The 26,079-nt window shown below is 57.2% G+C and carries 24 protein-coding genes; 4 read left to right on the forward strand and 20 right to left on the reverse strand.

From position 1 onward, the window contains the following. Positions 1–22: 22 nt before the first annotated feature. The 11 genes from dtpA to blr form a co-directional block, all read right to left on the reverse strand. On the reverse strand, positions 23–1,531 hold the full coding sequence (gene dtpA, locus V1599_RS12065; protein ID WP_112009538.1) for a dipeptide/tripeptide permease DtpA: 1,509 nt from the start codon (positions 1,529–1,531) through the stop codon (positions 23–25). Between the two features lie 615 nt (positions 1,532–2,146). Next, positions 2,147–2,782: an endonuclease III gene (nth, locus tag V1599_RS12070; RefSeq protein ID WP_112009539.1), complete on the reverse strand. Its 636-nt coding sequence runs from the start codon at positions 2,780–2,782 to the stop codon at positions 2,147–2,149. Next, a complete protein-coding gene (locus V1599_RS12075; RefSeq protein ID WP_112009540.1) occupies positions 2,779–3,465 on the reverse strand; it encodes an electron transport complex subunit E in 687 nt (228 codons plus the stop codon). The genes nth and V1599_RS12075 overlap by 4 nt, the downstream gene beginning before the upstream one ends. A 2-nt stretch (positions 3,466–3,467) precedes the next feature. After that, positions 3,468–4,088, reverse strand: coding sequence for an electron transport complex subunit RsxG (rsxG, locus tag V1599_RS12080; RefSeq protein WP_112009541.1), 621 nt, complete (start codon positions 4,086–4,088; stop codon positions 3,468–3,470). A 10-nt stretch (positions 4,089–4,098) separates the two neighbouring features. Beyond that, positions 4,099–5,151 (reverse strand): electron transport complex subunit RsxD, encoded by a 1,053-nt coding sequence (gene rsxD, locus V1599_RS12085; RefSeq protein WP_112009542.1) that lies wholly within the window; start codon positions 5,149–5,151, stop codon positions 4,099–4,101. Continuing rightward, on the reverse strand, positions 5,152–7,173 hold the full coding sequence (gene rsxC, locus V1599_RS12090) for an electron transport complex subunit RsxC (RefSeq protein WP_395300097.1): 2,022 nt from the start codon (positions 7,171–7,173) through the stop codon (positions 5,152–5,154). Further along, positions 7,166–7,744 carry an electron transport complex subunit RsxB gene (gene rsxB / locus V1599_RS12095; protein ID WP_112009544.1) on the reverse strand — a complete coding sequence of 193 codons (579 nt, stop codon included), beginning with the start codon at positions 7,742–7,744 and terminating at the stop codon, positions 7,166–7,168. Before rsxB ends, rsxC begins: the two co-directional genes overlap by 8 nt. Beyond that, entirely contained in the window at positions 7,744–8,325 is a 582-nt protein-coding gene (gene rsxA, locus V1599_RS12100; protein ID WP_112009545.1) for an electron transport complex subunit RsxA, read from the reverse strand. Before rsxA ends, rsxB begins: the two co-directional genes overlap by 1 nt. A 76-nt stretch (positions 8,326–8,401) precedes the next feature. Beyond that, on the reverse strand, positions 8,402–8,842 hold the full coding sequence (locus V1599_RS12105; protein WP_112009546.1) for a DUF2569 domain-containing protein: 441 nt from the start codon (positions 8,840–8,842) through the stop codon (positions 8,402–8,404). Between the two features lie 87 nt (positions 8,843–8,929). Next, complete coding sequence (gene ydgT / locus V1599_RS12110; RefSeq protein ID WP_000217941.1) at positions 8,930–9,145, reverse strand: transcription modulator YdgT; 216 nt, start codon at positions 9,143–9,145, stop codon at positions 8,930–8,932. Positions 9,146–9,375: 230 nt separating this feature from the next. After that, positions 9,376–9,513: a division septum protein Blr gene (gene blr / locus V1599_RS12115; RefSeq protein ID WP_181573190.1), complete on the reverse strand. Its 138-nt coding sequence runs from the start codon at positions 9,511–9,513 to the stop codon at positions 9,376–9,378. A 229-nt stretch (positions 9,514–9,742) separates the two neighbouring features. Between blr and V1599_RS12120 the strand changes: the two genes are divergently transcribed. Then, a complete protein-coding gene (locus V1599_RS12120) occupies positions 9,743–10,783 on the forward strand; it encodes an oxidoreductase (protein WP_395300098.1) in 1,041 nt (346 codons plus the stop codon). Between the two features lie 54 nt (positions 10,784–10,837). On the opposite strand, the gene add is transcribed toward V1599_RS12120, so the two are convergent. The 3 genes from add to malX form a co-directional block, all read right to left on the reverse strand. Then, positions 10,838–11,839, reverse strand: coding sequence for an adenosine deaminase (gene add / locus V1599_RS12125; RefSeq protein WP_395300099.1), 1,002 nt, complete (start codon positions 11,837–11,839; stop codon positions 10,838–10,840). A gap of 96 nt (positions 11,840–11,935) precedes the next feature. Beyond that, positions 11,936–13,108: a MalY/PatB family protein gene (locus V1599_RS12130; RefSeq protein ID WP_395300100.1), complete on the reverse strand. Its 1,173-nt coding sequence runs from the start codon at positions 13,106–13,108 to the stop codon at positions 11,936–11,938. A gap of 48 nt (positions 13,109–13,156) precedes the next feature. Next, positions 13,157–14,746 (reverse strand): maltose/glucose-specific PTS transporter subunit IIBC, encoded by a 1,590-nt coding sequence (gene malX, locus V1599_RS12135; RefSeq protein WP_112009551.1) that lies wholly within the window; start codon positions 14,744–14,746, stop codon positions 13,157–13,159. A gap of 176 nt (positions 14,747–14,922) precedes the next feature. On the opposite strand from malX, the gene V1599_RS12140 reads away from it, so the two are divergent. Then, the gene (locus tag V1599_RS12140; protein WP_112009552.1) at positions 14,923–15,951 is read left to right on the forward strand and encodes a Mal regulon transcriptional regulator MalI; all 1,029 of its coding nucleotides are present in this window, start codon (positions 14,923–14,925) and stop codon (positions 15,949–15,951) included. A gap of 81 nt (positions 15,952–16,032) precedes the next feature. Here the strand turns inward: V1599_RS12140 and V1599_RS12145 are convergent, their stop codons facing one another. Both V1599_RS12145 and manA read right to left on the reverse strand, forming a co-directional pair. Further along, a complete protein-coding gene (locus V1599_RS12145) occupies positions 16,033–17,556 on the reverse strand; it encodes a YdgA family protein (protein WP_297117469.1) in 1,524 nt (507 codons plus the stop codon). Positions 17,557–17,655: 99 nt separating this feature from the next. After that, positions 17,656–18,831: a mannose-6-phosphate isomerase gene (manA, locus tag V1599_RS12150; RefSeq protein WP_395300101.1), complete on the reverse strand. Its 1,176-nt coding sequence runs from the start codon at positions 18,829–18,831 to the stop codon at positions 17,656–17,658. 199 nt (positions 18,832–19,030) lie between these two features. Between manA and fumA the strand changes: the two genes are divergently transcribed. Both fumA and fumC read left to right on the forward strand, forming a co-directional pair. Next, positions 19,031–20,677, forward strand: coding sequence for a class I fumarate hydratase FumA (gene fumA / locus V1599_RS12155; RefSeq protein ID WP_395300102.1), 1,647 nt, complete (start codon positions 19,031–19,033; stop codon positions 20,675–20,677). A 157-nt stretch (positions 20,678–20,834) separates the two neighbouring features. Next, the gene (fumC, locus tag V1599_RS12160; protein ID WP_395300103.1) at positions 20,835–22,229 is read left to right on the forward strand and encodes a class II fumarate hydratase; all 1,395 of its coding nucleotides are present in this window, start codon (positions 20,835–20,837) and stop codon (positions 22,227–22,229) included. On the opposite strand, the gene tus is transcribed toward fumC, so the two are convergent. From tus to xisR, 4 genes are all read right to left on the reverse strand, one after another. Beyond that, entirely contained in the window at positions 22,230–23,159 is a 930-nt protein-coding gene (gene tus, locus V1599_RS12165; RefSeq protein WP_395300104.1) for a DNA replication terminus site-binding protein, read from the reverse strand. A 73-nt stretch (positions 23,160–23,232) separates the two neighbouring features. After that, the gene (gene rstB / locus V1599_RS12170; protein ID WP_395300105.1) at positions 23,233–24,531 is read right to left on the reverse strand and encodes a two-component system sensor histidine kinase RstB; all 1,299 of its coding nucleotides are present in this window, start codon (positions 24,529–24,531) and stop codon (positions 23,233–23,235) included. Between the two features lie 29 nt (positions 24,532–24,560). Next, positions 24,561–25,841, reverse strand: a complete 1,281-nt coding sequence (locus V1599_RS12175; RefSeq protein WP_395300106.1) for an Arm DNA-binding domain-containing protein — start codon at positions 25,839–25,841, stop codon at positions 24,561–24,563. Beyond that, entirely contained in the window at positions 25,841–26,056 is a 216-nt protein-coding gene (xisR, locus tag V1599_RS12180; RefSeq protein ID WP_017693537.1) for an excisionase family protein, read from the reverse strand. Before xisR ends, V1599_RS12175 begins: the two co-directional genes overlap by 1 nt. Positions 26,057–26,079 lie beyond the last annotated feature (23 nt).

Below are 26,079 nucleotides of genomic sequence, written 5' to 3' on the forward strand. Positions count from 1 at the left end.
GATCAGTCGTTTCCCGAAGACGTTACGCGGTAGCGGTTTCTTTCGCTTTCACGTCGTTATCGTCGTCCTGAGTCATGCGGTTCAGCTTAGGCGCAGTCAGCAGCATCAGCGCGGCGATAACCGCAGTGGCGATACCAATCTGCATAAATACGGTGCCGTACACGTTCAACGAGACCAGCGGATCGGTCACGTTTTCTGGAACCGCCATCAGGTTTGCAATCTTACCGGCGATGATAGCCGCGCCAGCGGTGGTCAAGAACCAGCTGCCCATGATGAAGCCCATCAGGCGCTGTGGAACCAGCTGCGCAACCATTGCCAGGCCCAGGCCAGAGATCATCAGCTCACCGATGGACTGCAGGGCATAGCTCAGGATCAGCCAGTTAACGGAGACAATACCCGCGTCGGTCGCGAACTTCGCACCCAGCGGCAGCACCAAGAACGCGCCGGAGCACAGCACCATGCCGATGGCGAATTTGTGCGGCATTGGCAGGCGGTCACCCATCTTGTTATAGATGGCGGCCAGAATCGGGCTACCGATCATGATCCAGAACGGGTTCAGCGCCTGATACTGCTCCGGCTCGAACGCGATACCCAGAATTGAGTGCTCAACGTTACGGATAGCGAAGAAGTTCAGCGAGGTTGGCATCTGGCTGTAGAGCACGAAGAAGACAATCGCTTCTACCATCAGGATAAATGCAACAATCATCTTACGGCGAGCGGCACCCTTCATAGCAAAGGCTTCTTTACCAAAGATAATCACGATACCGAGTGCGACAACGCCCAGCACGGCGCGCGCGATGCCCTGGTTGTGCAGCAGCCAGGTTGCGATAGCGACCAGCACCACTACGCCCGCGATCGTTGCCAGCAGTTTGCCCATGTGTACCGGTGCGAAGTCGGGTTTAGAACCGTAGTCTTTCACCCAGCTGCGGCAGAACAGGAAGTTCACCACGGTGATCAGCATACCCACAAAGCTCAGCGCGAAAGCCACGCTCCAGCCGAACTTCGCCGCCAGCCATGGCGTTGCCAGCATGGAGAAGAAGGAACCGATGTTGATGGACATGTAGTACATGGTGAATGCACCGTCCAGACGCGGATCGTCTTTGCTGTAGCAGGTAGAGAGCAGGGAAGACGGGTTGGCTTTGAACAGGCCGTTACCTACGGCGATAGTCGCCATACCCATGTAAACAACCGCAGCATCGTGTCCAGACCATGCAACCAGCCCGTAGCCAATGGCCAGAACAATGGCACCTAACATAATAACGCGTTTAGTACCGAGCACTTTATCGCCAAGCCAGCCGCCGATAGCGACCAGACCGTAGACCAAAGCACTAAAGGAAGAGAACAGCGTGATGGAATCGGCTTCTGACATACCCAGCTGTTTTACCAGGTAAACCGCCATGATCCCTTGCAGGCCGTAGTAACCAAAACGCTCCCATAACTCAATAGAGAAGATGAGATAAAACGCTTTAGGCTGTTTAAAAGCGTTCATGCTCACGCTTTCATCTGTTGGTTTATTGTTTGCAGTAGACACATATACCTCTTTTTTTACATCCCATATTAACGGGGGTGTTCACAGCGTGATGACCGTAGTCCATCCGCCTTATAGTTATATTGGGAGGGGGAAACGGCAGGTAATGTTCACTATCCTGAACGTTCTGGCAATACGTTTGACATACTCTGTTACATATAACCATGGCGCTATAATCCACCCGTCATCTAAATGTTATTCAGCGTTAAATTTCGATGGTGGATTTTTAGCAGTTTTTTTCACTACTAAAGCCCCGGTGAAACCGCTGTATGGCGATATCTTCTGCTATTTGTCCTTAATGGCAGTGATATAGCCTGTATTCTGAAAAATGACTGGTCTTATCTGCGGTGCAAAATGACTTTGGACCTGTCTGGATAAAGGGTTAACGGGCTTTTGCCAACAAAAAATCAACATGACGTTATCAGAGTGATCTCGATCACATATGTATAGAAATTTTTGGTGATGAAAAAACAATTAACCTGTTTGAGCGTTAAATAGCCGCACGATCGGGCAGTGGGTAGACGAAGCAGACGTACGGGGTGCGGTGAAAAGGAAGGTTATTAGTTGGCCTTCCTTTAGTAAGGTTTTGATTAGCGGGCAGACGTTTGCAAGCTGCGATCAGTCATAGACCTTTTCTTTGTATTCGCATAGATCTTCTATGATGCAGGAACCGCAGCGCGGCTTGCGCGCAATGCAGGTGTAGCGTCCGTGCAGAATCAGCCAGTGGTGGCAGTCTACCTTAAACTCTGCGGGAACCACTTTAAGCAGCTTCTCTTCAACCTGCTCCACGTTCTTGCCCGGGGCGAAGTTTGTTCGGTTTGAGACGCGGAAAATATGGGTGTCAACCGCAATGGTAGGCCAGCCAAACGCGGTATTAAGCACCACGTTAGCGGTTTTACGCCCCACGCCGGGCAGCGCCTCTAGCGCCGCGCGATCTTCCGGAACTTCTCCACCGTGCTGTTCCAGCAGAATGCGGCAGGTTTTAATAACGTTCTCTGCTTTGCTATTAAACAGGCCGATAGTTTTGATGTACGACTTCACGCCGTCAACGCCCAGTTCGAGCATCGCCTGCGGCGTATTCGCGACGGGGTAGAGCAACGCCGTTGCCTTGTTAACGCTGACGTCCGTCGCCTGCGCGGAGAGCAGCACCGCGATCAGCAGTTCGAACGGTGAGGTGAAGTTGAGCTCCGTCGTGGGATGGGGATTCTCATCCCGCAGCCGGGACAGGATCGCGACGCGTTTCTCTTTATTCATACAGCCTTCTCGGGTATCCCTTCCTGGACGCTGCGCTCGGCGGCGCGGCGCTTGCGTTTTTCATCAATGAGGTATTTTACCGCCAGCATCATGCCCAGGCCAATAAACGCGCCCGGCGGCAGCATCGCCAGCAGGAACGGCGTGTCGGTGTGGAAAACTTCAATGCGCAGGGATTTCGCCCAGCCGCCCAGCAGCGCATCCGCACCGTCAAACAGCGTGCCGTTGCCCAGAATCTCGCGCATTGAGCCCAGTACAAACATCGCGCCGGTGGCACCCATTCCGATAGAAAAACCGTCTAGCGCCGACATGGCCGGGCTATTCTTCACCGCAAAGGCCTCGGCGCGACCGACCACGATGCAGTTGGTCACGATGAGCGGGATAAAAATCCCCAGAGACTGATACAGGCCGAACGCGTAGGCGTTAATTAGCATCTGCACGATACTCACTACCGAGGCGATGATCATCACGTAAATCGGAATACGGATTTCCGTCGGCGTCCAGCGGCGCAGGGCAGAGATGGACAGGTTGGTCAGGGTCAGCACCAGCGTGGTTGCCAGCCCAAGGCCAAGCGCGTTCGTTGCGGTGGAGGTCACCGCCAGCAGCGGACACATCCCCAGCAGCTGTACCAGGGCGGAGTTGTTTTTCCAGAGCCCCTGAACGATAACCTCTTTAACCTGGCTCATGATTACTCCTCACAGGGGGTAAGATTGTTAATCTGCGCGGGCAGGGTTTCTGCGTACAGCCCGGCGCGCTTAACGGCGTTAACGACCGCGCGCGGCGTGATCGTGGCACCCGTGAACTGGTCGAACTCACCGCCGTCTTTCTTCACCGCAAACGCGGCGTCATTTTCGCCGTGAATTACCTTGCCGGCAAAGTGCAAAATCCAGTCGCTCAGGCGAGGTTCAATTTTATCCCCGAGGCCTGGCGTTTCGTGATGTTCGGTGACGCGGGTGCCCAGTACGGTACCGGAAAAATCCGTACCGACCAGCAGCTGAATCGCGCCCGAATAGCCGTCCGGCGCCGTTGCTTCCATGACCGCACCGACGGGGGCATCGCCTTTGCGGGCGATAAAGATCCTGTGCGAGCCTTTGCCGAGCTGTGGTGCCTCTACGACAAAGCAGCTTTTCTGCAGGTCATTGTCGTAGAAGTCCGAAGGGATCACCTGATCGAACAGCGCCTTTTGCTGCTTAACCGCCTGCTCGTCGATAGTGGTTTTCGTGAGCTCGTTTACCAGCGCGGTTAATCCCGTCAGGGCTGCGGCGAAAATGGCCAGCGTGACGCCGTGTTTCTGCATTGTTTTTAGCATGACGAGCCCCTTAGCGGTGGCCGTACACGCGCGGGCGCGTGTAGTAGTCGATAAGCGGAACGGTGATATTCGCCAGCAGGACCGCGAAGGCCACGCCGTCAGGGTAGCCGCCGAAGCTGCGGATCAGCCAGACCAGCAGCCCCGCAAGCGCGCCGAAAATCAGACGACCGCGGTTGGTTGTCGACGCGGTGACCGGATCGGTCAGTATAAAGAACGCGCCGAGCATGGTTGCGCCGGAGAGCAGATGCATCTGCGGGCTCGCCAGCGATTCAGGCGAGAAGAGCCAGCCAAGCGTCGAACACGCCGCGAGCGTAACGATAAAGCTGACCGGAATATGCCAGCGAATCGCCTTTTTCCACAGCAGGAATACGCCACCCAGCAGATACGCGAGGTTGACCCACTGCCAGCCTGCGCCCGCCAGCACGCCGCTGTAAATCGCGGATTTCATGATCTGCTCAACGCTCTGTCCGGCGTGAAGAGACGTTTTAAAGGTATCCAGCGGCGTCGCCTGGCTAATGCCGTCTATGCCCATACGCAGCGCGTTCATGTCCGCGCCGAGCGCCGTGTGGCCGGTAAAAATCACCTGCAGCGCGTCCATAAAGCCCGGCACCGTTGCGGCGATGTCATGCGGCGGCAGCCAGCTGGTCATCTGGACCGGGAAGGAGATAAGCAGCACCACGTAGCCAATCATCGCCGGGTTAAAGGGATTATGGCCCAGCCCGCCGTAAAGCTGCTTGGCGATAATGACCGCGAATACGGTACCCAGCACCACCATCCACCACGGCGCAAACGGCGGAATACTGATGGCCAGCAGCAGGCCGGTGAGCAGCGCGGAGTTATCGCCAAGGACGCGGGTAACGTGCATTTTGCGCAACTTGAGCACGGCCGCCTCGGCCGCAAGGGCGCTGGCGCAGCCAAGGACGAGCTGAATAAGCGTACCCCAGCCAAAAAACCAGAACTGTACGGCGATGCCGGGTAAGGCCGCCAGGCAGACCAGCATCATGATGCGCGATGTCTGGCGCTGGTTATGGGTATAAGGGGAACTTGCGATTCTGAAAACCATTTAATCCTCGTTAACTGCTTGCTGCGCGGCTTTCTTTGCCTGAACGCGCGCAATCGCGGCAGCGACTGCGGCCTTGCGCGGGTCATCGTTAGCGGCCAGTTCTTGCTCTTCCTGCTGCGCCGCTTTGCGCGCTTTGGCGCGAGCGATAGCGGCCTCTACCGCGGCTTTGCGCGGGTCAACCGGCGCAGGCGTCTCTTCCGCGGGGGCCGACTGGGCCGCTTTTCGGGCCTTGGCGCGGGCAATGGCGGCTTCAACCGCCGCCTTGCGAGGATCGACCGGTTCGGCCTCAATCACCACGTCCTGCTGCGTAGCTTTACGGGCTTTAGCGCGGGCGATAGCCGCTTCCACCGCGGCTTTACGCGGATCGACGTCCGTTTCAGCCTGCGCGAGCTGCGCTTTCTCAGCCTGGCGAGCGCGGGCCTCGGCCTTACGCGCTTCACGGGCGGCAATCGCTTCGCTGTTGTCCGGCTTTGCGCCTGCAGGGATCACCACGGCCTGCGCCGCGTTGGCCTTTTTCTCACGCACGCGCGCCAGAGCGGCGTTAATCGCATCCTGATCTTTTTCAGCAGGCTGAACGGCGGCCTGCTTATGCCGCTCCTGCCGGGCAAGCTTCTCGCGCTCCAAACGCGCCTGGCGCGCTTCAAAGCGGGCTTTTGCTTCGGCAGCGCGCTTCTCTTCCATGGAGATAGCGTAAATCTCGGCTTTCTCCTGGCGGAAGTATTGCACCAGCGGAATATTGCTCGGGCAAACCCACGCGCAGGCACCGCACTCAATGCAGTCGGCAAGGTTATGCGCCTGTGCTTTATCGTGAAGCTGGCCTTTGCTGTACCAGTAGAGCTGCTGCGGCAGCAGATCCGCCGGACAGGCGTCCGCGCAGGCGCTGCAGCGGATACAGCCTTTCTCCTCCTGCTCTTCGCCCATCTCGGTTGGGGACGGCGCAAGCAGGCAGTTGGTGATCTTAACGACGGGTACGTCCAGCCAGGGCAGGGTAAAGCCCATCAGCGGGCCGCCCATGATGACCATCTGCTCGCTGCCGGGGCAGAATCCTGCCTGCTCAAGCAGATGACGAACCGGCATGCCGAGACGCGCCCAGACGTTGCCCGGGCGGGAGACGGATTCGCCCGTCAGGGTCACCACGCGTTCCGTTAAGGGTTCTCCGTCCACCACGGCGCGCTTCACCGCATAGGCGGTACCGACGTTCTGCATCAGCACGCCGATATCCGAGGAGCGCCCGCCGTGCGGCACCTGCTTACCGGTCAGGATCTGCGTCAGCTGCTTTGCGCCGCCCGAAGGGTATTTGGTTGGGATCACGCGCAGGCTAATGTCGTGGCTGCCCGCCAGCACCGCGCGCAGCATCGAGATGGCCTGCGGCTTGTTGTCCTCAATGCCGATCAGCACCTCGCGGGGCTGGAGGATGTGCGCAAGAATGCGAATGCCTTCCACCACCTGCGCCGCGCAGTCCTGCATTAAGCGGTCGTCAGCGGTGATATAAGGCTCACATTCGGCGGCGTTGATAATCAGAGTCTGGATTTTGTCTCCGCCGCCGCGCAGCTTGGTGCCGGTCGGGAAGCCCGCGCCGCCCAGCCCGGCCACGCCGAACTGATGGATACGTTCGATGAGCACCTCGCGGCTGTGGGCGCGATAGTCGCTCCAGCCGTCACGATCGATCCAGCGATCTTCGCCGTCGGCCTCAATAATCACGCTGAGTTCAGACAGCGCGGAAGGGTGAGCAACGGTATGGGGAGCGATAGCCACCACTTTACCGGAAGTCGGGGCGTGAACCGGCAGCATGCGTCCGCGACCAAAGGTCAGCGGCTGGCCGCGCAGGACGGTATCGCCTTCCTTTACGCACAGCTCGCCCTCGGCGCCGATATGCTGTTTAAGCGGCATCACGTAGCGCGTCGCCAGTGGAATTTGGCGCAGCGGCGTGCCGTTGGACTGGGTTTTCATTTCGGGCGGATGAATACCGCCGTCGAAATCCCAGATCTTCTCTTTTCTGAAAGCAGAAAATAACTTAAGCATGTTGTTCCACAGGAATGATACGAACCGGAATGGTTTGAAGATCCCACTTCCAGCTGTCGGTAGTCGTTTCAACCGGGCGCAATTCTATGCACTGCGTCGGGCAGGGGGCCACGCAGAGGTTGCAGCCGGTGCACAGATCCGCCACCACGGTGTGCATGGCGCGGGTGGCGCCGACGATGGCGTCTACGGGGCATGCCTGAATGCATTTAGTGCAGCCAATGCAGTTGGCTTCGTCGATCACGGCCAGCATCCGAACGGGCTCCTGCACGTCTTCGTCACCTTCTGCAGGCTGAGGATCAACGTTCAGCAGCGCGGCAATTTTCAGCATGACCGCTTCGCCGCCGGGCGCGCAGCGGTTAATTTTTTCGCCCTGAACGCCCACGGCTTCAGCATACGGGCGGCAGCCCGGATAGCCGCACTGCCCGCACTGGCTCTGCGGCAGAAGCTCATCAATTTTTTCGACAACCGGGTCGTCCTCTACCGCAAAACGGCGTGAGGCATAGCCCAGAATGAGGCCAAACACTAAACCCAGCACGCTGAGCGACGCGATGGCAATCCAGATAGTACTCATTACAACTTCACCAGACCGCTAAAGCCCATAAAGGCCAGTGACATGAGCCCAGCGGTCACCAGCGCGATGGCGTTCCCGCGAAACGGCGCGGGGATATCCGCCGCCGCCAGACGTTCGCGGATAGAAGCGAACAGGACCATGACCAGAGAGAAACCGACGGCGGCAGAGAAACCGTAAAGCGCCGACTGCAGGAAGTTATGGCCGAGGTTGATGTTAAGCAACGCAACGCCAAGCACCGCACAGTTGGTGGTAATGAGCGGAAGAAAAATCCCCAGCAGGCGATAGAGCGCCGGGCTGGTTTTGCGTACCACCATTTCGGTAAATTGCACCACCACCGCGATGACCAAAATAAAGGCCAGCGTGCGCAGGTAGATCAGATCCAGTGGGATCAGAATCCAGGTGTCAATCCACCAGGCGCAAATGGACGCGAGGGTCATGACGAACGTGGTCGCTAGCCCCATGCCCATTGCCGTCTCCAGCTTTTTGGAGACGCCCATAAACGGACATAGGCCAAGAAACTTCACCAGCACAAAGTTGTTAACCAGCACAGTGCCGACGAAAAGCAGTAAGTAATCGGTCATTATTTAGCCTGAAATAAAAAAGCCGCCTATTATCGGATAAACCACAACGGGCGACAACAGGTTAACTGTAAGGTTATTACGGATTCACGAACGTATTTTTCACGCGCGTCGAGCGCTTGAAATAGGGCACCAGAAGGGCCGCGGCCAGCAGCGGGAAGAGAAGCTGCCGCACGGCGAGCAGGTCCGAAACTGGTGAAAAGGCAAACGCCTTCACGGCCAGCAGCACGGAGACCAGCAGCCAGATGATGTAATGCTTCGGCACGCTTTTGCGTCGCTTAAAGAAGGCAATCGTCAGCCACAGCGTGTAGTACCACATGGCAATCGCAAACACGAAGGAGACAAACCACATCGTTATGTTCAGCGCGCTCTGCGACATTAAGGTCTGCAGGGCGTGAGGGGTTATTAATGCGGTGGTATAAAGCAGAAGCGCCAGCGATGCGCTTAATAATGCAACCAGCAACCATGCCAGCGGGGCGATTAACCAGCCTCCAATTCTTTCTCCAGGCGATGCGGTCATGAGCTCTCCCATAAGTCTGCGCGAAATGTTGTACGGCTAATTTGCAGGGCGGAGAGTATATAACATTTCGCGCCGATGGCTACTGACTTATACGACGTAGCGCCATACGGACTTCGGCACCTCGCCCACGTTGAACAGACGCCCGCCCGAAACAAGCTCAGCCCGGCGATGGTCGGCGGCGCGATACATATTGATAATGTCCTGATTATCCGACAGCGTGTAGTTCAGGTGATCAAACAGTTTTTCCAGACTCTCAAGCGAATTGATTTTACGAAATTTTAATAAATAGTCCTGAACTGTCATTCTAATAATCTTCCATATAAAAGTGAGTCCTACCCAAGAGGTAATTCGTCAGAATAATAAACGGATTAATAAAGACGTAAACTGCTCACTCAGTTGATGCGCTGAAATTAGGAGTTTTCTCTGAAGAAATTCAGGCATCAGACGATGCCTGGAAAAGAAGGTTAACTCTGTTCAACACCGCTCGCAATAAGTTATCGACAGAATAGTCCATCCGTTATGATAACGTAGGATTACTTAGGCTGTGCGGCCGTAACGGGCTCTGGCGGCTGGTAGTTATCGATATGGCTCGCCACCCCGAGTGAGATAACCGAAACACCCAGAACAACCCATCCCGCTAATTCAATGATTCGAGTAATAATTGACGTCATGATTGGCACTTGCAATTTATCCATAAATTCAGATTGCGGATGTTACAGCGCGTTATTCATCACGGCAAGTGCTTTGGGAACGGTTCCCTTAAACAAAATCAGAAGGTTATATAAATGTAACAAAAATGGCTGACACAGAGTGCTATCTTTAAAGCATAGGCACTGTAATCATCCGTCATGGCGCAGGAAATGCCAGCATGAAATACGAACATCACGAGAGGGTAAGGCTATGAGTGAAAACATTCGTGTCGGACTGGTTGGCTATGGATACGCCGGTAAAACGTTTCACGCGCCGCTGATTTCCGGTACGCCGGGGATGGTGCTGGCCGCGGTTTCAAGCAGCGACGCGGCAAAAGTGCATTCTGACTGGCCCAGCGTTCCGGTGGTTTCCGAGCCTAAGCATCTTTTTAACGATCCAAATATTGATTTAATCGTCATTCCCACCCCTAACGACACCCACTTCCCGCTGGCAAAGGCCGCGCTCGAGGCCGGTAAGCACGTTGTCGTTGACAAGCCCTTTACCGTGACGTTGTCACAAGCGCGTGAGCTGGACGCGCTGGCAAAGGGTCTTGGCAGACTCCTGTCGGTCTTTCATAACCGGCGCTGGGACAGCGATTTTCTGACCGTGAAAGCGCTTATCGCAGAGGGGACGCTGGGGGAGATCTGCTTTTTTGAATCGCACTTCGATCGGTTCCGACCGCAGGTGCGGGATCGCTGGCGGGAACAGGCGGGGCCGGGCAGCGGCATATGGTATGACCTGGCCCCGCACCTGCTCGACCAGGCCGTGACGCTTTTTGGCCTGCCGGTCAGCATGACGGTCGATCTGGCCCAGCTCAGGCCCGGCGCCCAGACGACCGATTATTTCCACGCCGCGTTGAGCTATCCCCAGCGGCGCGTTGTGCTGCACGGCACGATGGTGGCCGCAGCCGAGTCTGCGCGCTATATCCTTCACGGCACGCGCGGCAGCTACGTCAAGTTTGGCCTAGATCCGCAGGAAGATCGCCTCAAAAGCGGCGAGCGCCTGCCGCAGGAGGACTGGGGTTATGACATGCGCGACGGCGTGTTGACGCGCGCGGAGGGGGAGATCATGGTGGAGGAGACGCTGCTGACGATCCCGGGGAACTATCCGGCGTACTATGCGGCCGTCCGCGATGCGCTCAACGGCACGGGCGAAAATCCGGTTCCGGCAAGCCAGGCGATTCAGATTATGGAGCTGATAGAACTGGGGATAGAATCTGCCAAACATCGCGCCACGCTTTGTCTGGCATAACGTAGAAATATTTTGTAGGCCGGGTAAGGCGTAGCCGCCACCCGGCAAAAAGGTTTACGCAGCGGACACCTTGTCCCGCAGCGCCTGCTTCTCTTCCGGCGTCAGGAAGGCCATCTCCAGGCCGTTAATTTGCGCCTGGCGGATCTGCTCGCGGCTCAGGCCGGCCTGTGGCGCGGCGATGTTGTATTCATGAATAATATCCACGCCCTGAACCGCCGGATCGTCCGTGTTCAGCGAGGCCAGCACGCCGTGTTCAAGGAACGTTTTCAGCGGATGCTTATCCAACGTCGCCACGGTGCTGGTCTGAATGTTGGAGGTCAGGCAGGATTCAATCCCGATGCGCTGCTCGGCGAGGAAATCCATCAGCGCGCGATCTTCAACCGCCTTGACGCCGTGGCCGATGCGCTCTGCGCCCAGCTCGCGGATTGCCTGCCAGATGCTTTCCGGACCGGCGGCTTCACCCGCGTGTACGGTAACATGCCAGCCCGCGTCGCGCGCGCGATTGAAGTGGGAAAGGAACAGGCTGCCCGGGAAGCCCAGCTCGTCGCCCGCGAGATCCACGGCGGTAATGCGATCGCGGTGAGCCAGCAGGGCCTCAAGCTCCTGAAGGCAGGCCGCTTCGCCGAAGGTGCGGCTCATAATGCCAATCAGGCGGGCCTGAACGTCGAAGGCCTCGCAGCCTTCGCGAACGCCCTCAATGACCGCTTCCACTACGCCCGCAACGGGCAGGCCGTGGGTCATTGCCATATAGCCCGGCGAGAAGCGCAGCTCAACGTAGTGAAGGCCATTGCGGGCCGCATCCTCAATGTTCTCAAACGCTACGCGGCGGCAGGCGTCCAGCGAGGCCAGCATCTTCACGCCCCAGTCGAGTTTGCTCAGAAAGCTGACCAGATCGGGCTCATTGGAGGTGACCTGAACGTGCGGGATAAGCGTTTCGAGCGTTTGGGCTGGAAGCGTTAAGTTGAACTGGCGGCCAAGATCGAGGATGGTTTGGGCACGAATGTTGCCGTCAAGATGACGATGAATGTCGGTGAGGGGAAGGCGTGTATCAATCATGGTCGCACTCTTTTCTGGTTAAAGTGCGCCACATTATAAAAACAAAACGAGGCAAAAAGCTATTTGCGCAAGGGAATATTCCGTTGCGCAAATGGTTTACAGAAGAGCGTTAATCCCCGCGATAAGCCGCTGAACGCCTTGCTCAAGCTTGGCGCGCGGGCAGCCCGCGTTCAGGCGTACGAAACCACTTCCTTCAGCGCCATAGGTATATCCCGGCATGATCGCCACCTTTTGCTGCTCGATCAGTACTTTTTGCAGCGCGTGCTCGTCGATATTCAGCGGGCGTAAATCAATCCAGGCAAGATAGGTCGCTTCTGGCGGCTGCCAACACAGTTTCGGAAAAGCACTGTTTAACGCGTGCGCAATGTAGTGCAGATTTTCTTCCAGATAGCCGCGCAGGGCGTCCAGCCACTCCGCTCCCTGCTGATAGGCAGCGATGTGTGCGGTCAGCGCCAGCACGGAAGGGGAAGAGAGCCCGTCGCGGCCTTTCAGGGCGCTCAGGTAGGCATTGCGGCTTTCCGCATCGCCGATAAGCCCGTACGCGCCGGTAAGCGCAGGGATATTGAAGCTTTTAGAGCCGGACGTCAGCAGCGCCCATTTTCCCTGCGCCACCGCGCTCCACGGCGTGTGTGCGTGATTGCTCCAGACCATATCCATATGGATCTCATCGCTGATTACGGCGACGCCGAAGCGGGCGCAGAGCGCGGCCATGGTCGCCAGCTCGTCCCGCGTCCAGACCTTGCCGGTCGGATTTTGCGGGCTGCACAGCAGCAGAATTTTGTTCTCTGGCTTCGCCAGCTCGGCTTCAAGCGCTGCCATGTTGCCCAGCCAGCCCGAGGCGCTTTTCTCCATCGCAATCGGCACAACGCGGCGCCCGTTGCCCTCGATGGCTTTGTAGAACGCATCGTAAGCGGGGGTATGAACCACAACGCCGTCACCGGGATTTGACCAGATGCGGATCAGCTCGGACGCCATGTAAATGACGGACGGGCCGTAAACCACGGATTCGGTATCGATATGACAGCCAAAGCGCTGCTGGAACCAGTGGGCCACGGCGGCCAGAAACTCATCGTTTTTCCAGCGGCTGTAGCCAAACACGCCGTGGTTAATGCGCTGGTGCAGCGCCTCGGTGATACAGGGGGCCGTGGCAAAGTCCATATCGGAAATGGTAAAGGGCAGCAGGTCGGCGGCGCCAAAGCGGTCGGCGACGTAGTCCCACTGCGTACACCAGGTGCCGTGGCGATCCACGACGGTGGAAAAATCAAACATGACGGTGCTCCTAAAAGTAAAACCCCCTCGTGGCGAGGGGGCGAGGCATCAGGCTTCTACTGTTCGCATCAGGGTGGCCAGCTCGTCCTTCACTGACTGCACCTGCGGGCCGATGACCACCTGCAAATTGTGCTGATTCAACTGTACCACGCCGATAGCCCGGTTGGCTTTGAGCGCGTCGGTGTTCACTTTAGACATATCCGCTACCGACAGGCGCAGGCGGGTAATGCAGTTATCCAGCGAGGTAATATTATCCGCGCCGCCCAGCGCCGCCAGAATGGCCGGGGTGTTATAGCCGGATTTCCCGACCGTGCCCGCCACTGCCTGCTCTACGCTGGCGGTATCCACGTCGCGACCCGGCGTTTTCAGGTTAAAGCGGGTGATAGCGAAGCGGAAGATACCGTAGTACACCGCAAACCAGATAGCCGCCACAACCGGCACCAGATACCACTTGGTGGAGAGGCCGTGCAGAATGCCGAACACCACGAAGTCGATCACGTTGCCGTCGGTGTTGCCGATGGTTACGCCCAGCACGGCCATCACGGTGAAGCCCAGGCCGGTCAGCACGGCGTGGATCAGGTACAGCACCGGCGCGACGAACAGGAACAGGAACTCGATTGGCTCAGTTGTACCGCCCACAACGCAGGCAATTACGCCGGAGATGAGCAGGCCTTTAATCTTGTGACGGTTTTCCGGGCGAGCGCAGTGGTACATCGCCAGCGCCGCGCCCGGCAGGCCGCCGAGGAAGGCCGGCATTTTGCCCTGAGACAGGAAGCGGGTAGCGCTCTCGGAGAAGCCGTGCGTCGTTGGGCAGCTCAGCTGCGCCTGGAAGATGGTCAGCGCGCCGCTCACGTCGTGGCCGCACACGTCCATGGTGCCGCCCGCTTCGGTAAAGCGGATCAGGGCCACCAGAATATGCTGCAGGCCAAACGGCAGCAGCAGACGCTCGCCGGTACCGAAAATCATCGGGCCGAAATCACCCGCGCCGTTAATGATGCGGCCAATACCGGTAATGCCCATCGCGAAGACTGGCCAAATCAGCGGAATCACCAGGCCGAACAGCCCCATGACCACCAGCGTGATGATCGGCACAAAGCGGGTGCCGCCGAAGAAGGCCAGCGCGTCCGGCAGGCGGATGTTATGGAAGCGCTCGTGCAGCATCCAGATAATCACGCCTGCAATCACCGCGCCGAGGATGCCGGTGTCGATAGACTGAATGCCGATTACGCTCTGGATATTGTTCGCTTTCAGTACGGCTGCGTCGGTGGTCGGCAGAATGCCTTTCGCCGTCAGCCAGAAGTTAACCGCCAGGTTCATGACCGCGTAGCCAACAAAGCCCGCAAATGCCGCAACGCCTTTGTTCTCGCGCGCCAGGCCCAGCGGGATGGCGATGCAGAACATGACGGGCAGGAAGCTGAAGGCAAACGAGCCGACCTTACTCATCCAGATAAAAATCGCCTGCAGCACGGGGTTGCCGAGGAACGGGATGAGGGTAATAACATCGTGACTGCTTAGCGAGCTGCCGATCCCCAGCATGATCCCGCAAAAAGAGAGAAGCGCCACGGGCAGCATAAAGGTTTTACCCAGTTGCTGGAAAAACTCCCACAGCGATATTTTTTGTGCTGCTTTCGCCGTCATAAAACGACTCCTTGGTGGTTTAAACGATAATAACCTGCTTTTGATGGCGAGAAGATAAAACGTTTTACCAAAGTTTAGTGCGCGCTGAATCACATTCCTGTGCTTTGAGTGGTAGTATAAAGAGACCTTATTGATAAAACGTTTTACCGATCTCATTACAGGGAGTCACGCCACGCATGGCTGTAGCGAAAAAAATCACCATTAATGACGTCGCGCTGGCGGCGGGTGTTTCCGTCAGCACCGTTTCGCTGGTGCTGAGCGGGAAAGGGCGCATCTCTTCCGCCACCGGCCAGCGGGTTAACGAAGCCATTGAACAGCTTGGATTCGTACGTAACCGCCAGGCGTCGGTGCTGCGGGGCGGGCAAAGCGGCGTGATTGGTTTGATTGTGCGCGACCTGACCTCGCCCTTTTACGCCGAGCTCACTGCCGGGCTGACCGAGGCGCTGGAAGCGCAGGGAAGAATGGTGTTTTTACTGCACGGCGGGCGGGAGGCGGAGCAGCTTCTCCAGCGGCTGGATATGCTTCTTGCGCAGGGCGTAGACGGCGTCATCATTGCCGGGGCGTCCGGCGTGGGGAGCGAACTGTGCGAGCGTGCCGCAGCGAAGGGCGTACCGTTGGTCTTTGCCTCGCGCGCCAGCTACCTGGATGAAGCCGATACGCTGCGCCCGGACAACATGCAGGCGGCGCAGATGCTGACCGAGCATCTGATCCGCCGCGGCCATCAGCGCATTGCCTGGCTCGGCGGGAAAAGTTCCTCCCTCACGCGCGCCGAGCGCGTCGGGGGCTACTGCGCCACGCTGATTAAGTACGGTCTGCCGTTCCACAGCGAATGGGTGGTGGAGTGTGAGTCCAGCCAAAAGAGAGCGGCAGAGGCGATAGGCACGCTGCTGCGCAGCAATCCCACCATCAGCGCGGTGATTTGCTATAACGACATCATCGCGATGGGCGCGTGGTTCGGCCTGCTGCGCGCGGGACGCCAGAGCGGCGAAGGCGGCGTGGAAACGTTCTTCGGCCAGCAGCTCGCGCTCGGGGCCTTCGCCGACGTGGGGGAAAACGCGCTCGACGATCTGCCGATAGTCTGGGCGACCACGCCCGCGCGGGAGATGGGCTACACCCTGGCAGACAGAATCATGCAGCGGATTGAAAAGGCGGACGTGCAGGTCGGACACCAGATCGTAGCGGCACGGCTGGTAACGGTGAAATAAACGCAACAAGCTGGAATCGTAGGCCGGGTAGGGTGCAGCGCCACCCGGCAATAAAAAGCCCCTCGTCGAGGGGCTTTATTTTTACTGCTGTGGTGCCGGAGGCGCTGCCGGTACCGCGGGCTGCGGCGCGCCCAGGGTTGGCATACCAAACATACCGACAAAGTCTTCCAGCGGCATTTTATCGCCGTTCAGCGTAACCTGGCCACTTGCGTACTGCAGGCTGGTGGAAATGGTGTTGTCTTCCACCTTGGTGATGCGGAACATCTGGCCCATCGCCGCCAGGCCTTTCACCTGCTGGCTCGCCAGCTTGCCGGCGTCCTCATCCCCGTAGCCTTCCAGCTTCGCAATCTGGGTCATAAACTCGGTCGCCATATCCATCGGAATGGTCAGCTTGCTGTCGAGCGACTTCACGCTGCGGTCTACTTCCTGCGCCAGCGTCTGCGGCTCGCCCGCGGCGGCTGCCGGATCTTTCAGGAACAGCGACAGGTTAAGGTTGGTTTCGCCCTTGCTGTTTTTCCAGCTCAGTGGCGCAACGGTAATGACAGGTTCGCCCTTGAGCAGGATCGGCAGATTGTTAAACAGCACGGCCATGGCCTGCTGCTGATACACTTCCGGGTTCTGCTGCAGCGCGGCGTCGGTGAGCAGGGCCTGGCTCTCTTTGCCGTATTTCTGGCTAAATTCATGCCACGCTTTGCCGTCGATATTGCCGATCTTCATCGAAAGCCTGCCGGTGCCCAGATCCTGATTCTGCACCTTCAGGCTCTTAAGGGTGTAATCCAGCTGCGTGTTGATGCTCTTGCCGTCTTTGGAAACGTCGGATTTACCGTCGAGATCCATCCCCTCCAGCACCGCCATCTCTTTGCCCTCAACGGCAATGGCGAGCTTTTCAAGGCTCAGCTTTTGGTCGCCAATACGCTCATCAAAGTCGGTCATGCGGCTGTTGCCGCTGGCTTTGATGTTATTAAAGGTGAGCTGAACCTTCTGGTTGTATTCGTTAACCGCATTGACCAGGCCGCTTCCGGCTTCACCCGTCAGGGAGACGGTTTTACCCTCGCGGTCGGCGTCAAGCTGGAAATTACCGCCGCTGAAGGCCACCTTATCGGTGCCGTTTTCGTAGTTCAGCGCTTTCAGATCGATATCGGAATGGGTATCACCGGAATAGCTGATGCGGGTGTTGATCTCAAACGGAGACGTATTTTTAGCCATGTCAAAGAGCGGTTTCGTTATCTCATTGTTGACCAATACGGTTCTGGCAGACGCCATTGAGGGGATCAGATTAAATCTCTTCAGCTGCGCCAGCGGGAAAGGGCCGTGGCTGACCGCTTCGTCCAGCACCACGCTTTGCCCAGGCTTGAGCCATGAATTTTGGCTGCCCGCGACGGGCTTCACCACGACCTGCATATGGCTGGTAAAGACGCCGCGCTGGTAATTCTGGTAGCTCAGCTCAATGCCCGCTTCAGGCGCGCTGCGCTTAATTTCGCTGTTTGCCTGCGCCATCATCTCGGCCAGACGGCCTTCCAGCTGCTTGCCGGTAAACCATGAAGCACCCGTCCAGACCACGCCTAAAGCAACAATTACGCCTACCGCTACGACCGATTTTTTCATTGCGATTATCCCTAAAATGAAACCAGGCGGTCCATAACCGCCCGGTGATAAAGTCTTTATCTAGCTTAGCAACATTTGTTAAAAAATTCAGTAAACGGCCTATAGCTTATTGAAAACGCGCGCCAGGCGGCCGGTGCCGCTCACGCTGACCGGAGATTCATTTGCCGCCACGAATGCCGACTCGCCGGGCTTAAGGACAAGACGCTGCTCGCCCTTGTGCAGGGTAGCTTCGCCTTCCACGCAGAACAGGATTGCCGCGCTCTCCTGAGCGATAGCCGTTTCTGTCTGGCTCAGATCGTGCAGTGAGAACGCAAAATCCTCTACAGGAATAGGGAAGTCCAGCTCCGCGCCGTGCTGCACGGGCCGGGTCAGCAGCTCGGCCGCCGGCTTGGCGACAAACTTGACGTTGGCAACCAGCTCGGGGATGTCGATATACTTCGGCGTCAGGCCCGCGCGCAGTACGTTGTCGGAGTTGGCCATGACCTCGAGCGCGACGCCCTGCAGATAGGCGTGCGGCGTTTCTGCGAACAGGAACATCGCTTCGCCCGGGTTCAGCTTCACCACGTTCAGCAGCAGCGGGGAGAACAGGCCGCTGTCGTCAGGATAGAATTCTGAAATGAGGCGGATCGTGTCCCACGGCTCGCCCTGATGGTCGTTCAGCGCGGCCTTAAGCACCGCCAGCGCGTGCGATTTCTCCTCGTCCTGCATGTTCAGCAGGCTGGCAAACAGCTGGCTCAGGCCTTCGGCGTTCGGGTTTTCCAGGAAGTGGGCGATGGCGTTGTTGGCGCCCGCGACAGGTTGGAGCAGGGAAATGATCTCTGAAAATTCCCGGAAGGCGTTCATCGCCAGGAAGGGGGTCAGGGCGAAAACCAGCTCCGGCTTGTGGTTAGGATCTTTGTAGTTACGCTCTGCGGCGTCTAGCGGGACGCCGGCGTCATTCTCCTTCGCAAAGCCAATCTCAGAGGCTTTTTTATTCGGGTGAACCTGAATGGAAAGCGGCTGGTCGGCGCACAGAACCTTAAACAGAAACGGCAGTTCACCGAAGCGATTCGCCACCTTTTCGCCCAGCAGCGCGGCTTTATCCGCGTCGATTGCGTCGCGCAGGCTGCGGGTTTCACCGTTTGCGTCAGCAATTTTTGAGCTGCTCTTCGGGTGTGCGCCCATCCACAGTTCTGCCATCGGCAGGTTATCCGGGTTGGCGATACCGTAGAGATCCGTTAACGCAGTTTTACTTCCCCAGGCGTAGTTTTGCACCGAGTTGATGAGTTTTTGCATTATCAAGCCCTGATTTTAATGTGAAATTAACTTCGCGTATTAAAGCAATAAACCGCGTGGAAGTAACCTTCGGATGCAAAAAGTCGTACTAGTCTCAGTTTTTGTTAAAAAATTGTGTAGGATAAGCTAACTCGCTTTTAAGCCGGGCAGCGGAACATCTGCCCTCACTAACCAGACCGAAGCAGTAAGTGAGAGAACAATGTCGAATAAACCCTTCCATTATCAAGATCCTTTCCCGCTGAGTAAGGATCAGACCGAGTATTACCTCTTAACCCGCGATTACGTTTCCGTCTCTGAGTTCGAAGGCCAGGAGATCCTCAAGGTTGACCCGCAGGCGCTCACGCTGATGGCGCAGCAGGCCTTCCACGACGCCTCCTTTATGCTCCGTCCCGCGCACCAGCAGCAGGTTGCCGATATCCTGAGCGATCCGCAGGCCAGCGAAAACGATAAATACGTTGCGCTGCAGTTCCTGCGCAACTCCGATATTGCCGCCAAGGGCATTCTGCCAACCTGCCAGGATACCGGCACGGCGATCATTACCGGCAAAAAAGGCCAGCGCGTCTGGACCGGCGGCGGTGACGAAGCGGCGCTGGCGCACGGCGTTTACAACACCTACACCGAAGACAACCTGCGCTATTCGCAAAACGCGGCGCTGGACATGTACAAAGAGGTTAATACCGGCACCAACCTGCCCGCGCAGATTGACCTCTACAGCGTGGACGGCGACGAGTACAAATTCCTGTGCATCGCCAAGGGCGGCGGCTCGGCCAACAAAACCTATCTCTACCAGGAGACCAAAGCGCTGCTCACTCCCGGCAAGCTGAAGAACTATCTGGTTGAGAAGATGCGTACGCTCGGCACCGCGGCCTGCCCGCCGTACCACATCGCGTTTGTGATTGGCGGGACCTCGGCGGAAAGCACCCTGAAAACCGTGAAGCTGGCGTCAACCAAATATTACGACGGCCTGCCAACCGAGGGTAACGAACACGGCCAGGCTTTCCGCGACGTGCAGCTTGAGCAAGAGCTGCTGACCGAAGCGCAAAACCTGGGGCTCGGCGCGCAGTTTGGCGGTAAATATTTCGCTCACGACATCCGCGTGATCCGCCTGCCGCGTCACGGTGCGTCTTGCCCGGTCGGCATGGGCGTCTCCTGCTCGGCGGATCGCAACATCAAGGCGAAGATCAACCGCGACGGCATCTGGATCGAAAAGCTGGAAAATAACCCGGGAAAATACATCCCTGAAGCGTTGCGTAAAGCGGGCGAGGGCGAGGCGGTACGCGTTGACCTGAACCGTCCGATGAACGAGATCCTGGCGCAGCTTTCCCAATATCCGGTCTCGACGCGCCTTTCTCTGAACGGCACGATTATCGTCGGCCGCGACATCGCGCACGCGAAGCTGAAAGAGCGCCTGGACAACGGCGAAGGCCTGCCGCAGTACATTAAAGATCATCCGATTTACTACGCGGGCCCGGCGAAAACGCCTGATGGGTATGCGTCCGGCTCGTTAGGTCCGACCACGGCGGGCCGCATGGACTCTTACGTTGATCAGCTTCAGGCCAACGGCGGCAGCATGATCATGCTGGCGAAAGGCAACCGCAGCCAGCAGGTGACGGACGCGTGCCACAAGCACGGCGGCTTCTACCTCGGCAGCATCGGCGGCCCGGCAGCGGTGCTAGCGCAGGGCAGCATCAAGAGCCTGGAGTGCGTGGAATATCCGGAGCTGGGTATGGAAGCCATCTGGAAAATTGAAGTGGAAGACTTCCCGGCGTTTATCCTGGTGGATGACAAAGGCAACGACTTCTTCAAGCAGATCCAGTCTTCACAGTGTTCTGCGTGCGTGAAGTAATCTGACCACATTACCCGACCACCGTTTCCGGTAGGTCGGGTAAGCGCCACCCGACACATAAAAGAGCGCACAAAGCGCCATATCGTTTCCCAGAAGTCATCAATACTTATCCTTCAGGCATGTGAGCAATCCCATCTTTGTTATCAAGGAGAAAGTAATGACTACGGTACGCCATGAGAAAGACTCGATGGGCGCAATCGAGGTTCCGGCAGACAGGCTATGGGGCGCGCAAACCCAGCGTTCGCTGGAGCATTTCCGTATTTCTACCGAAAAGATGCCCGTCTCGCTGATTCAGGCGCTGGCGCTTACCAAGCGCGCGGCGGCTAAAGTGAATCAGGATCTTGGCCTGCTGGCGGCAGAGAAAGCCACCGCCATCATCAGCGCCGCCGACGAAGTGCTGGCGGGCAAGCATCCCGAGGAATTCCCCCTTGCCATCTGGCAGACCGGCTCCGGCACCCAGAGCAACATGAACATGAACGAGGTGCTGGCGAACCGGGCCAGCGAGCTGCTGGGCGGCGTGCGCGGGATGGAGCGAAAAATCCACCCGAACGATGACGTCAACAAAAGCCAAAGCTCTAACGACGTCTTCCCGACCGCGATGCACGTGGCGGCGGTTATCGCTATTCGCGAACAGCTTATTCCGCAGCTGAAGGTTCTTAAAACTACGCTTAATGAGAAAGCGCAGGCCTTCCGCGATATCGTCAAAATTGGCCGTACGCACCTGCAGGATGCCACGCCGCTGACGCTCGGCCAGGAGATCTCCGGATGGGTGGCGATGCTGGAGCACAGCCTGAAGCACATCGATAATAGCCTGCCGCACCTGTCGGAGCTGGCCCTCGGCGGTACGGCGGTCGGTACCGGGCTCAATACCCATCCGGAGTACGCGGTGCGCGTTGCCGAAGAGCTGGCGGCGATTACCGGACAGCCGTTCGTGACCGCGCCGAATAAGTTTGAAGCGCTGGCGACCTGCGATGCGCTGGTCCACGCCCACGGCGCGCTGAAGGGGCTGGCGGCGTCGCTGATGAAAATCGCCAACGACGTGCGCTGGCTGGCCTCCGGCCCGCGCTGCGGCATCGGCGAAATCAGCATTCCTGAAAACGAGCCGGGCAGCTCGATCATGCCGGGGAAAGTCAATCCGACCCAGTGCGAAGCCATGACCATGCTCTGCTGCCAGGTGATGGGCAACGACGTGGCCGTGAACATGGGCGGCGGGTCAGGCAACTTCGAGCTTAACGTCTATCGCCCGATGGTGATCCACAACGTTCTGCAATCGGTTCGCCTGCTGGCGGACGGGATGGAGAGCTTTAACGCGCACTGTGCGGTCGGCATTGAGCCTAACCGCGAGCGCATCAGCCAGCTGCTGAACGAGTCGCTGATGCTGGTAACGGCGCTTAATACCCATATCGGTTACGATAAAGCCGCCGAAATTGCCAAGAAGGCGCACAAAGAGGGGCTCACGCTCAAGGCCTCCGCGCTGTCGCTGGGCTACCTGACGGAGGACGAGTTTGACGCCTGGGTCCGGCCGGAAGCGATGGTCGGAAGCCTGAAATAGTTACGCTGCAACGTACAGGTGCAGCCGCGGAATGATAAGACGCAGCGGCTGCGCCTGGGGCTTATAGCGATGCTGAACGTTTTCGGCATCGTAGTTCAGCAGCTCGCCAATATCCGGCACCGCCGCTCCCTGGTCCTCGTCATAGAGCGCAATCAGCGGCGTCGGGCAGGCATACTGCACCTGCTTTTGTTCCCCGGAATACCAGACGCGAGCGATGGGCTGCACCTTCACGGGACGTTTGATCTTCAGGCGGGCCTGCGGCGGCAGCGACGCAATGCTTTGATACTCCTGCTCCAGACGCTCGATCCACTGCTCGCGGGACCACGGCGCCACCGTCCGCGGCGCGCGCAGGCTTTTTTCGAGCAGGGCGAGAACCTCATTGCGGGTAAAGTTTTTGATGATGTGCTTGTTGGCCCAGCCAAAGCGCAGCGTGGCGGGACGGCGCAGCGTCGTCAGCGTGCGGTAGGCGTTAAGCGTGATCAGCCCGGGCAGCTGGCGGTGCACCCATTCAAAGCGGGCGGCGGGGGCCAGGCCTGACTCTACGGTCACGATCTTTTCAAATGCGGCTTTCAGCGCGTTGATATGGGCGATCTGCGCTTCCAGCGACTCCCGCGTCTGCGCATCGGTTTGCAGGCAGATAACGCCGGGCAGGCGCACGGCGGCCTTGCTGCTGCGGTTTTCCGACTGTTGCTGGATAAACAGATGACGATAGTGCGCAAGCGCCAGCGTCAGCCCGGCGCTGCCGATATGCTGTTTCACTTCAATGGTCGCCAGCGGATCGTGCTCAGCGCCCTTGACCACGTCGGGCAGGGAAAAAACGCGCGCGGCCAGCAGCCGGCAGCTCTGCAAATGCTCTGACAGGGTGAGCAGCGCGTGCTCGATTTCCCGGAAGGTGGTGTTCAGCCGCTCGATGAGATCGTAAGTCGCCATAGTGCCTCTCATTAGTTACAACATACTTACGGTATAGCACAGCACGCCGGGTCAAGCCAGCGTGCGGTTAAGGTCATGCAGGAACGGGAAGGGGAATGTTGTGGTAGACCGGCCAGTGAAAGGTAAAGCACGCGCCGCCAAGCTCGCTCTCGCCGCAGCGAACGGACCCACCCAGTGCCTGCGCGATGGAATGGACAATCGCCAGCCCAAGGCCGCAGCCGCCCGTGGCGCGGTCGCGGCTTGGATCAAGGCGCACAAAAGGCTCGAACACCTTCTCGCGCTCCTTGGCGGCAATGCCGGGGCCGTCATCTTCAACCGTCAGCGTGGCCTGGCTTCCCTGCAGATCTAAACCGATCCGCAGGGTTGTGACACTGTAACGCATGGCGTTGTTGACCAGATTATCCAGGACGCGCTCCATCAGGCGCATATCCAGCGCCCCGTAATCTCCCGGTGCGAGGGCGGTCAGCAGCGTGCGCTGCGGATTAACGCTTTGAACATCTTCGATGTGGGTGCGTACCCAGGCGGGCAGATCCAGCGTGGTGAGATTGAGTTCGGTTTGCGGTCGGTCCAGGCGCGCGTAGGTCAGCAGCTCTTCTATCAGCGCTTCAAGCTGACTGATATCGCGATTGAGCGCCAGAGACTCCGCCTCGGTAAGGTTCTCGCTCATCTCGAGGCGGTAGCGCAGGCGTACCAGCGGGGTACGTAGCTCGTGAGCAATACCGTCAATCAGCTGTTTCTTACTGGCAATCAGCGCGTTGATGTTATCCGCCATCTGGTTAAAGGCAATCCCCAGGCGGTCGAAGCTGGACCCACTGTCGAAATGTATCCGCTCGGCCAGATGCCCTTCGCCAAAACGCTGCGCGGCGGATTCCAGCTTCAGCATGTCCTGCCAGTGCGGGCGCATCCAGATGAAGACCGGAAACGCGAGGGAAATGGCGATAAACGCCAGCAGCGCCATGTCCAGCAGCCGCATCTGGTGCAAATAGTAGAGATAGGGCACAGGCCCCACGGCCAGCACGTAGTGGCTGCGGGGAATGCGCTGAATGAAGGTGTACTTCTCGTCAAGCGCCACGATATCGCCGTCGCGCAGCCGCTGCATGGCAGGCGCGTCTAAGTCGAAATCCTTAAGCGGTTCGATACGAAGATCGAATGACAGGTTCAAATCCAGCTCTTTCATCGTCCGCGCCCAGTCGTGCGGCGGAATTTCCCGCAGTTCGCTGCGCATCAGGTAGAGCGAACTTTTCATCAGATCGTCCAGCGACTGCCGGCCCGCGCGCTCGGCGGTGAACTTATAGACCAGCCCGACCAGCATGGTCATCACCAGAAAGCAGACAAACAGCAGAAGATAAAACTGGACAAACAGCTTTTTCATTAAATATCACCGGAAAATCAAGCAATTAACTATTTTGTTTTTAGCTTCAGGGGCACTATGGGGGCATTAGCATATCCGCCAAAGCGCTGATTCAAAAATGATACCTGATCGCTATCGAGAGCATTTATCCACGCAGAGTATACATGGAAGACCATCTCTGCATTCTCATGACCCATCTGATTCGCTATAAAAGCAGGATTAGCACCTGCCGACAACATCCAGCACGCGTATGTATGACGCAATTGATAGGGGCGTCTACGGCGAATGCCCGATCGTCTTACCGTAATATCCCATAGTGACACAATTGAGCTGACTGAATAATAGGCAGCTTGCCTTCCTTTCTGAGGTCGGGGCACAAATACAAAGTGCAGTTTCTGCGTTTCCGTTTTTCCGAACTCCCGGTGGTGAAAAGTGATTGGTACCTTAGGGGCACTCCCGGTAAGTTCTTTTTGAGCTCGCAAAGCTTCCAGAGCCGGCTCCAGTAACTTTATCGTCCGGTATCCAGCTTCAGTTTTGGGTGGTCCAAACAAGCCTTCCTGAGTTAGATTGCGCGCAATGTTGGCTTCGCCGGAATTAAGATCGATATCCTCCCAGGCAAGAGCGCAAAGCTCCCCGGGCCGAACGCCGGTGTAAGCAAAAAATTGCCACATGTTTTTCTGCTGAGCCGGAGCAGTCTCTTTCAACTGCTCAAACTCATGTCTCAGAAGCGGATCTGGTTTTGTTTGCCCTTTGCGAAGCCTTTTAATCCCGACATATGGTTGATATGAAATGACTTTATTTTTAACAGCATAGTCGAGGATTTGTCGCAGGATGGCTAAATAATAATCTACTGTTCTTACGGCGCGGCCGGTTTTATTTTTCCTCTTTTCTGGAGCATAGTTAGTCTCGCCAGTCAGTAATTCCTTTCTCCAGCCCAGAATGTCGCTGTTGGTGATGGATGCAACCAGCGTTTCAGGGCCAATTAGTTTTGTTAACGTTCTTACAGCTATCCCATAGCTTCTTGTCGCATTGGGTGAGAGATCAATTTTATGGTTTTCATACCAGGTTGATGCAAGGTCAGCGAACGTCGTAATATTTTTAGATGTATAAAACTTTGCTGCTACCTTTGACTCCGGAAACACTGTCCGGTAGTCAAAAGTGCCCAGTTGAATCTCGCTAACAATTTTAGCTCTTAGATTCCCAGCTTTTTTAATATTTGAAGCATTTACGATCCATCCCTTCAATGTTTCTCGACATCTCACACCCTGAAACTTGAAGCTTATTCGTATTTTATTGTTGTGGATCTCAACACCCGTTGGCATTGCAGCCATTATGCCTCCTTCACAAACCTGTTAATGTTTGGGATGTTGTACCAAACAAGTCCTCGCTCTTCGGAGCTGCTTCCATCCAATGGGATTCTCTTAAAATGAACACCTTCGACCCAGAGGGTTTGGCGATAGCTTTTAATCTGACGATCTGTGAGGCCTGTCTTCTCTTTTAGTTTTGAAGCAACGCCCCATTCAGAATCGTAAATTACCTGCGACATGTTTCACCTCAGGTAACCGGCAC

It is taken from the genome of Enterobacter sp. ECC-175, from assembly GCF_043968675.1.
Taxonomy (GTDB): Bacteria; Pseudomonadota; Gammaproteobacteria; order Enterobacterales; family Enterobacteriaceae; genus Enterobacter.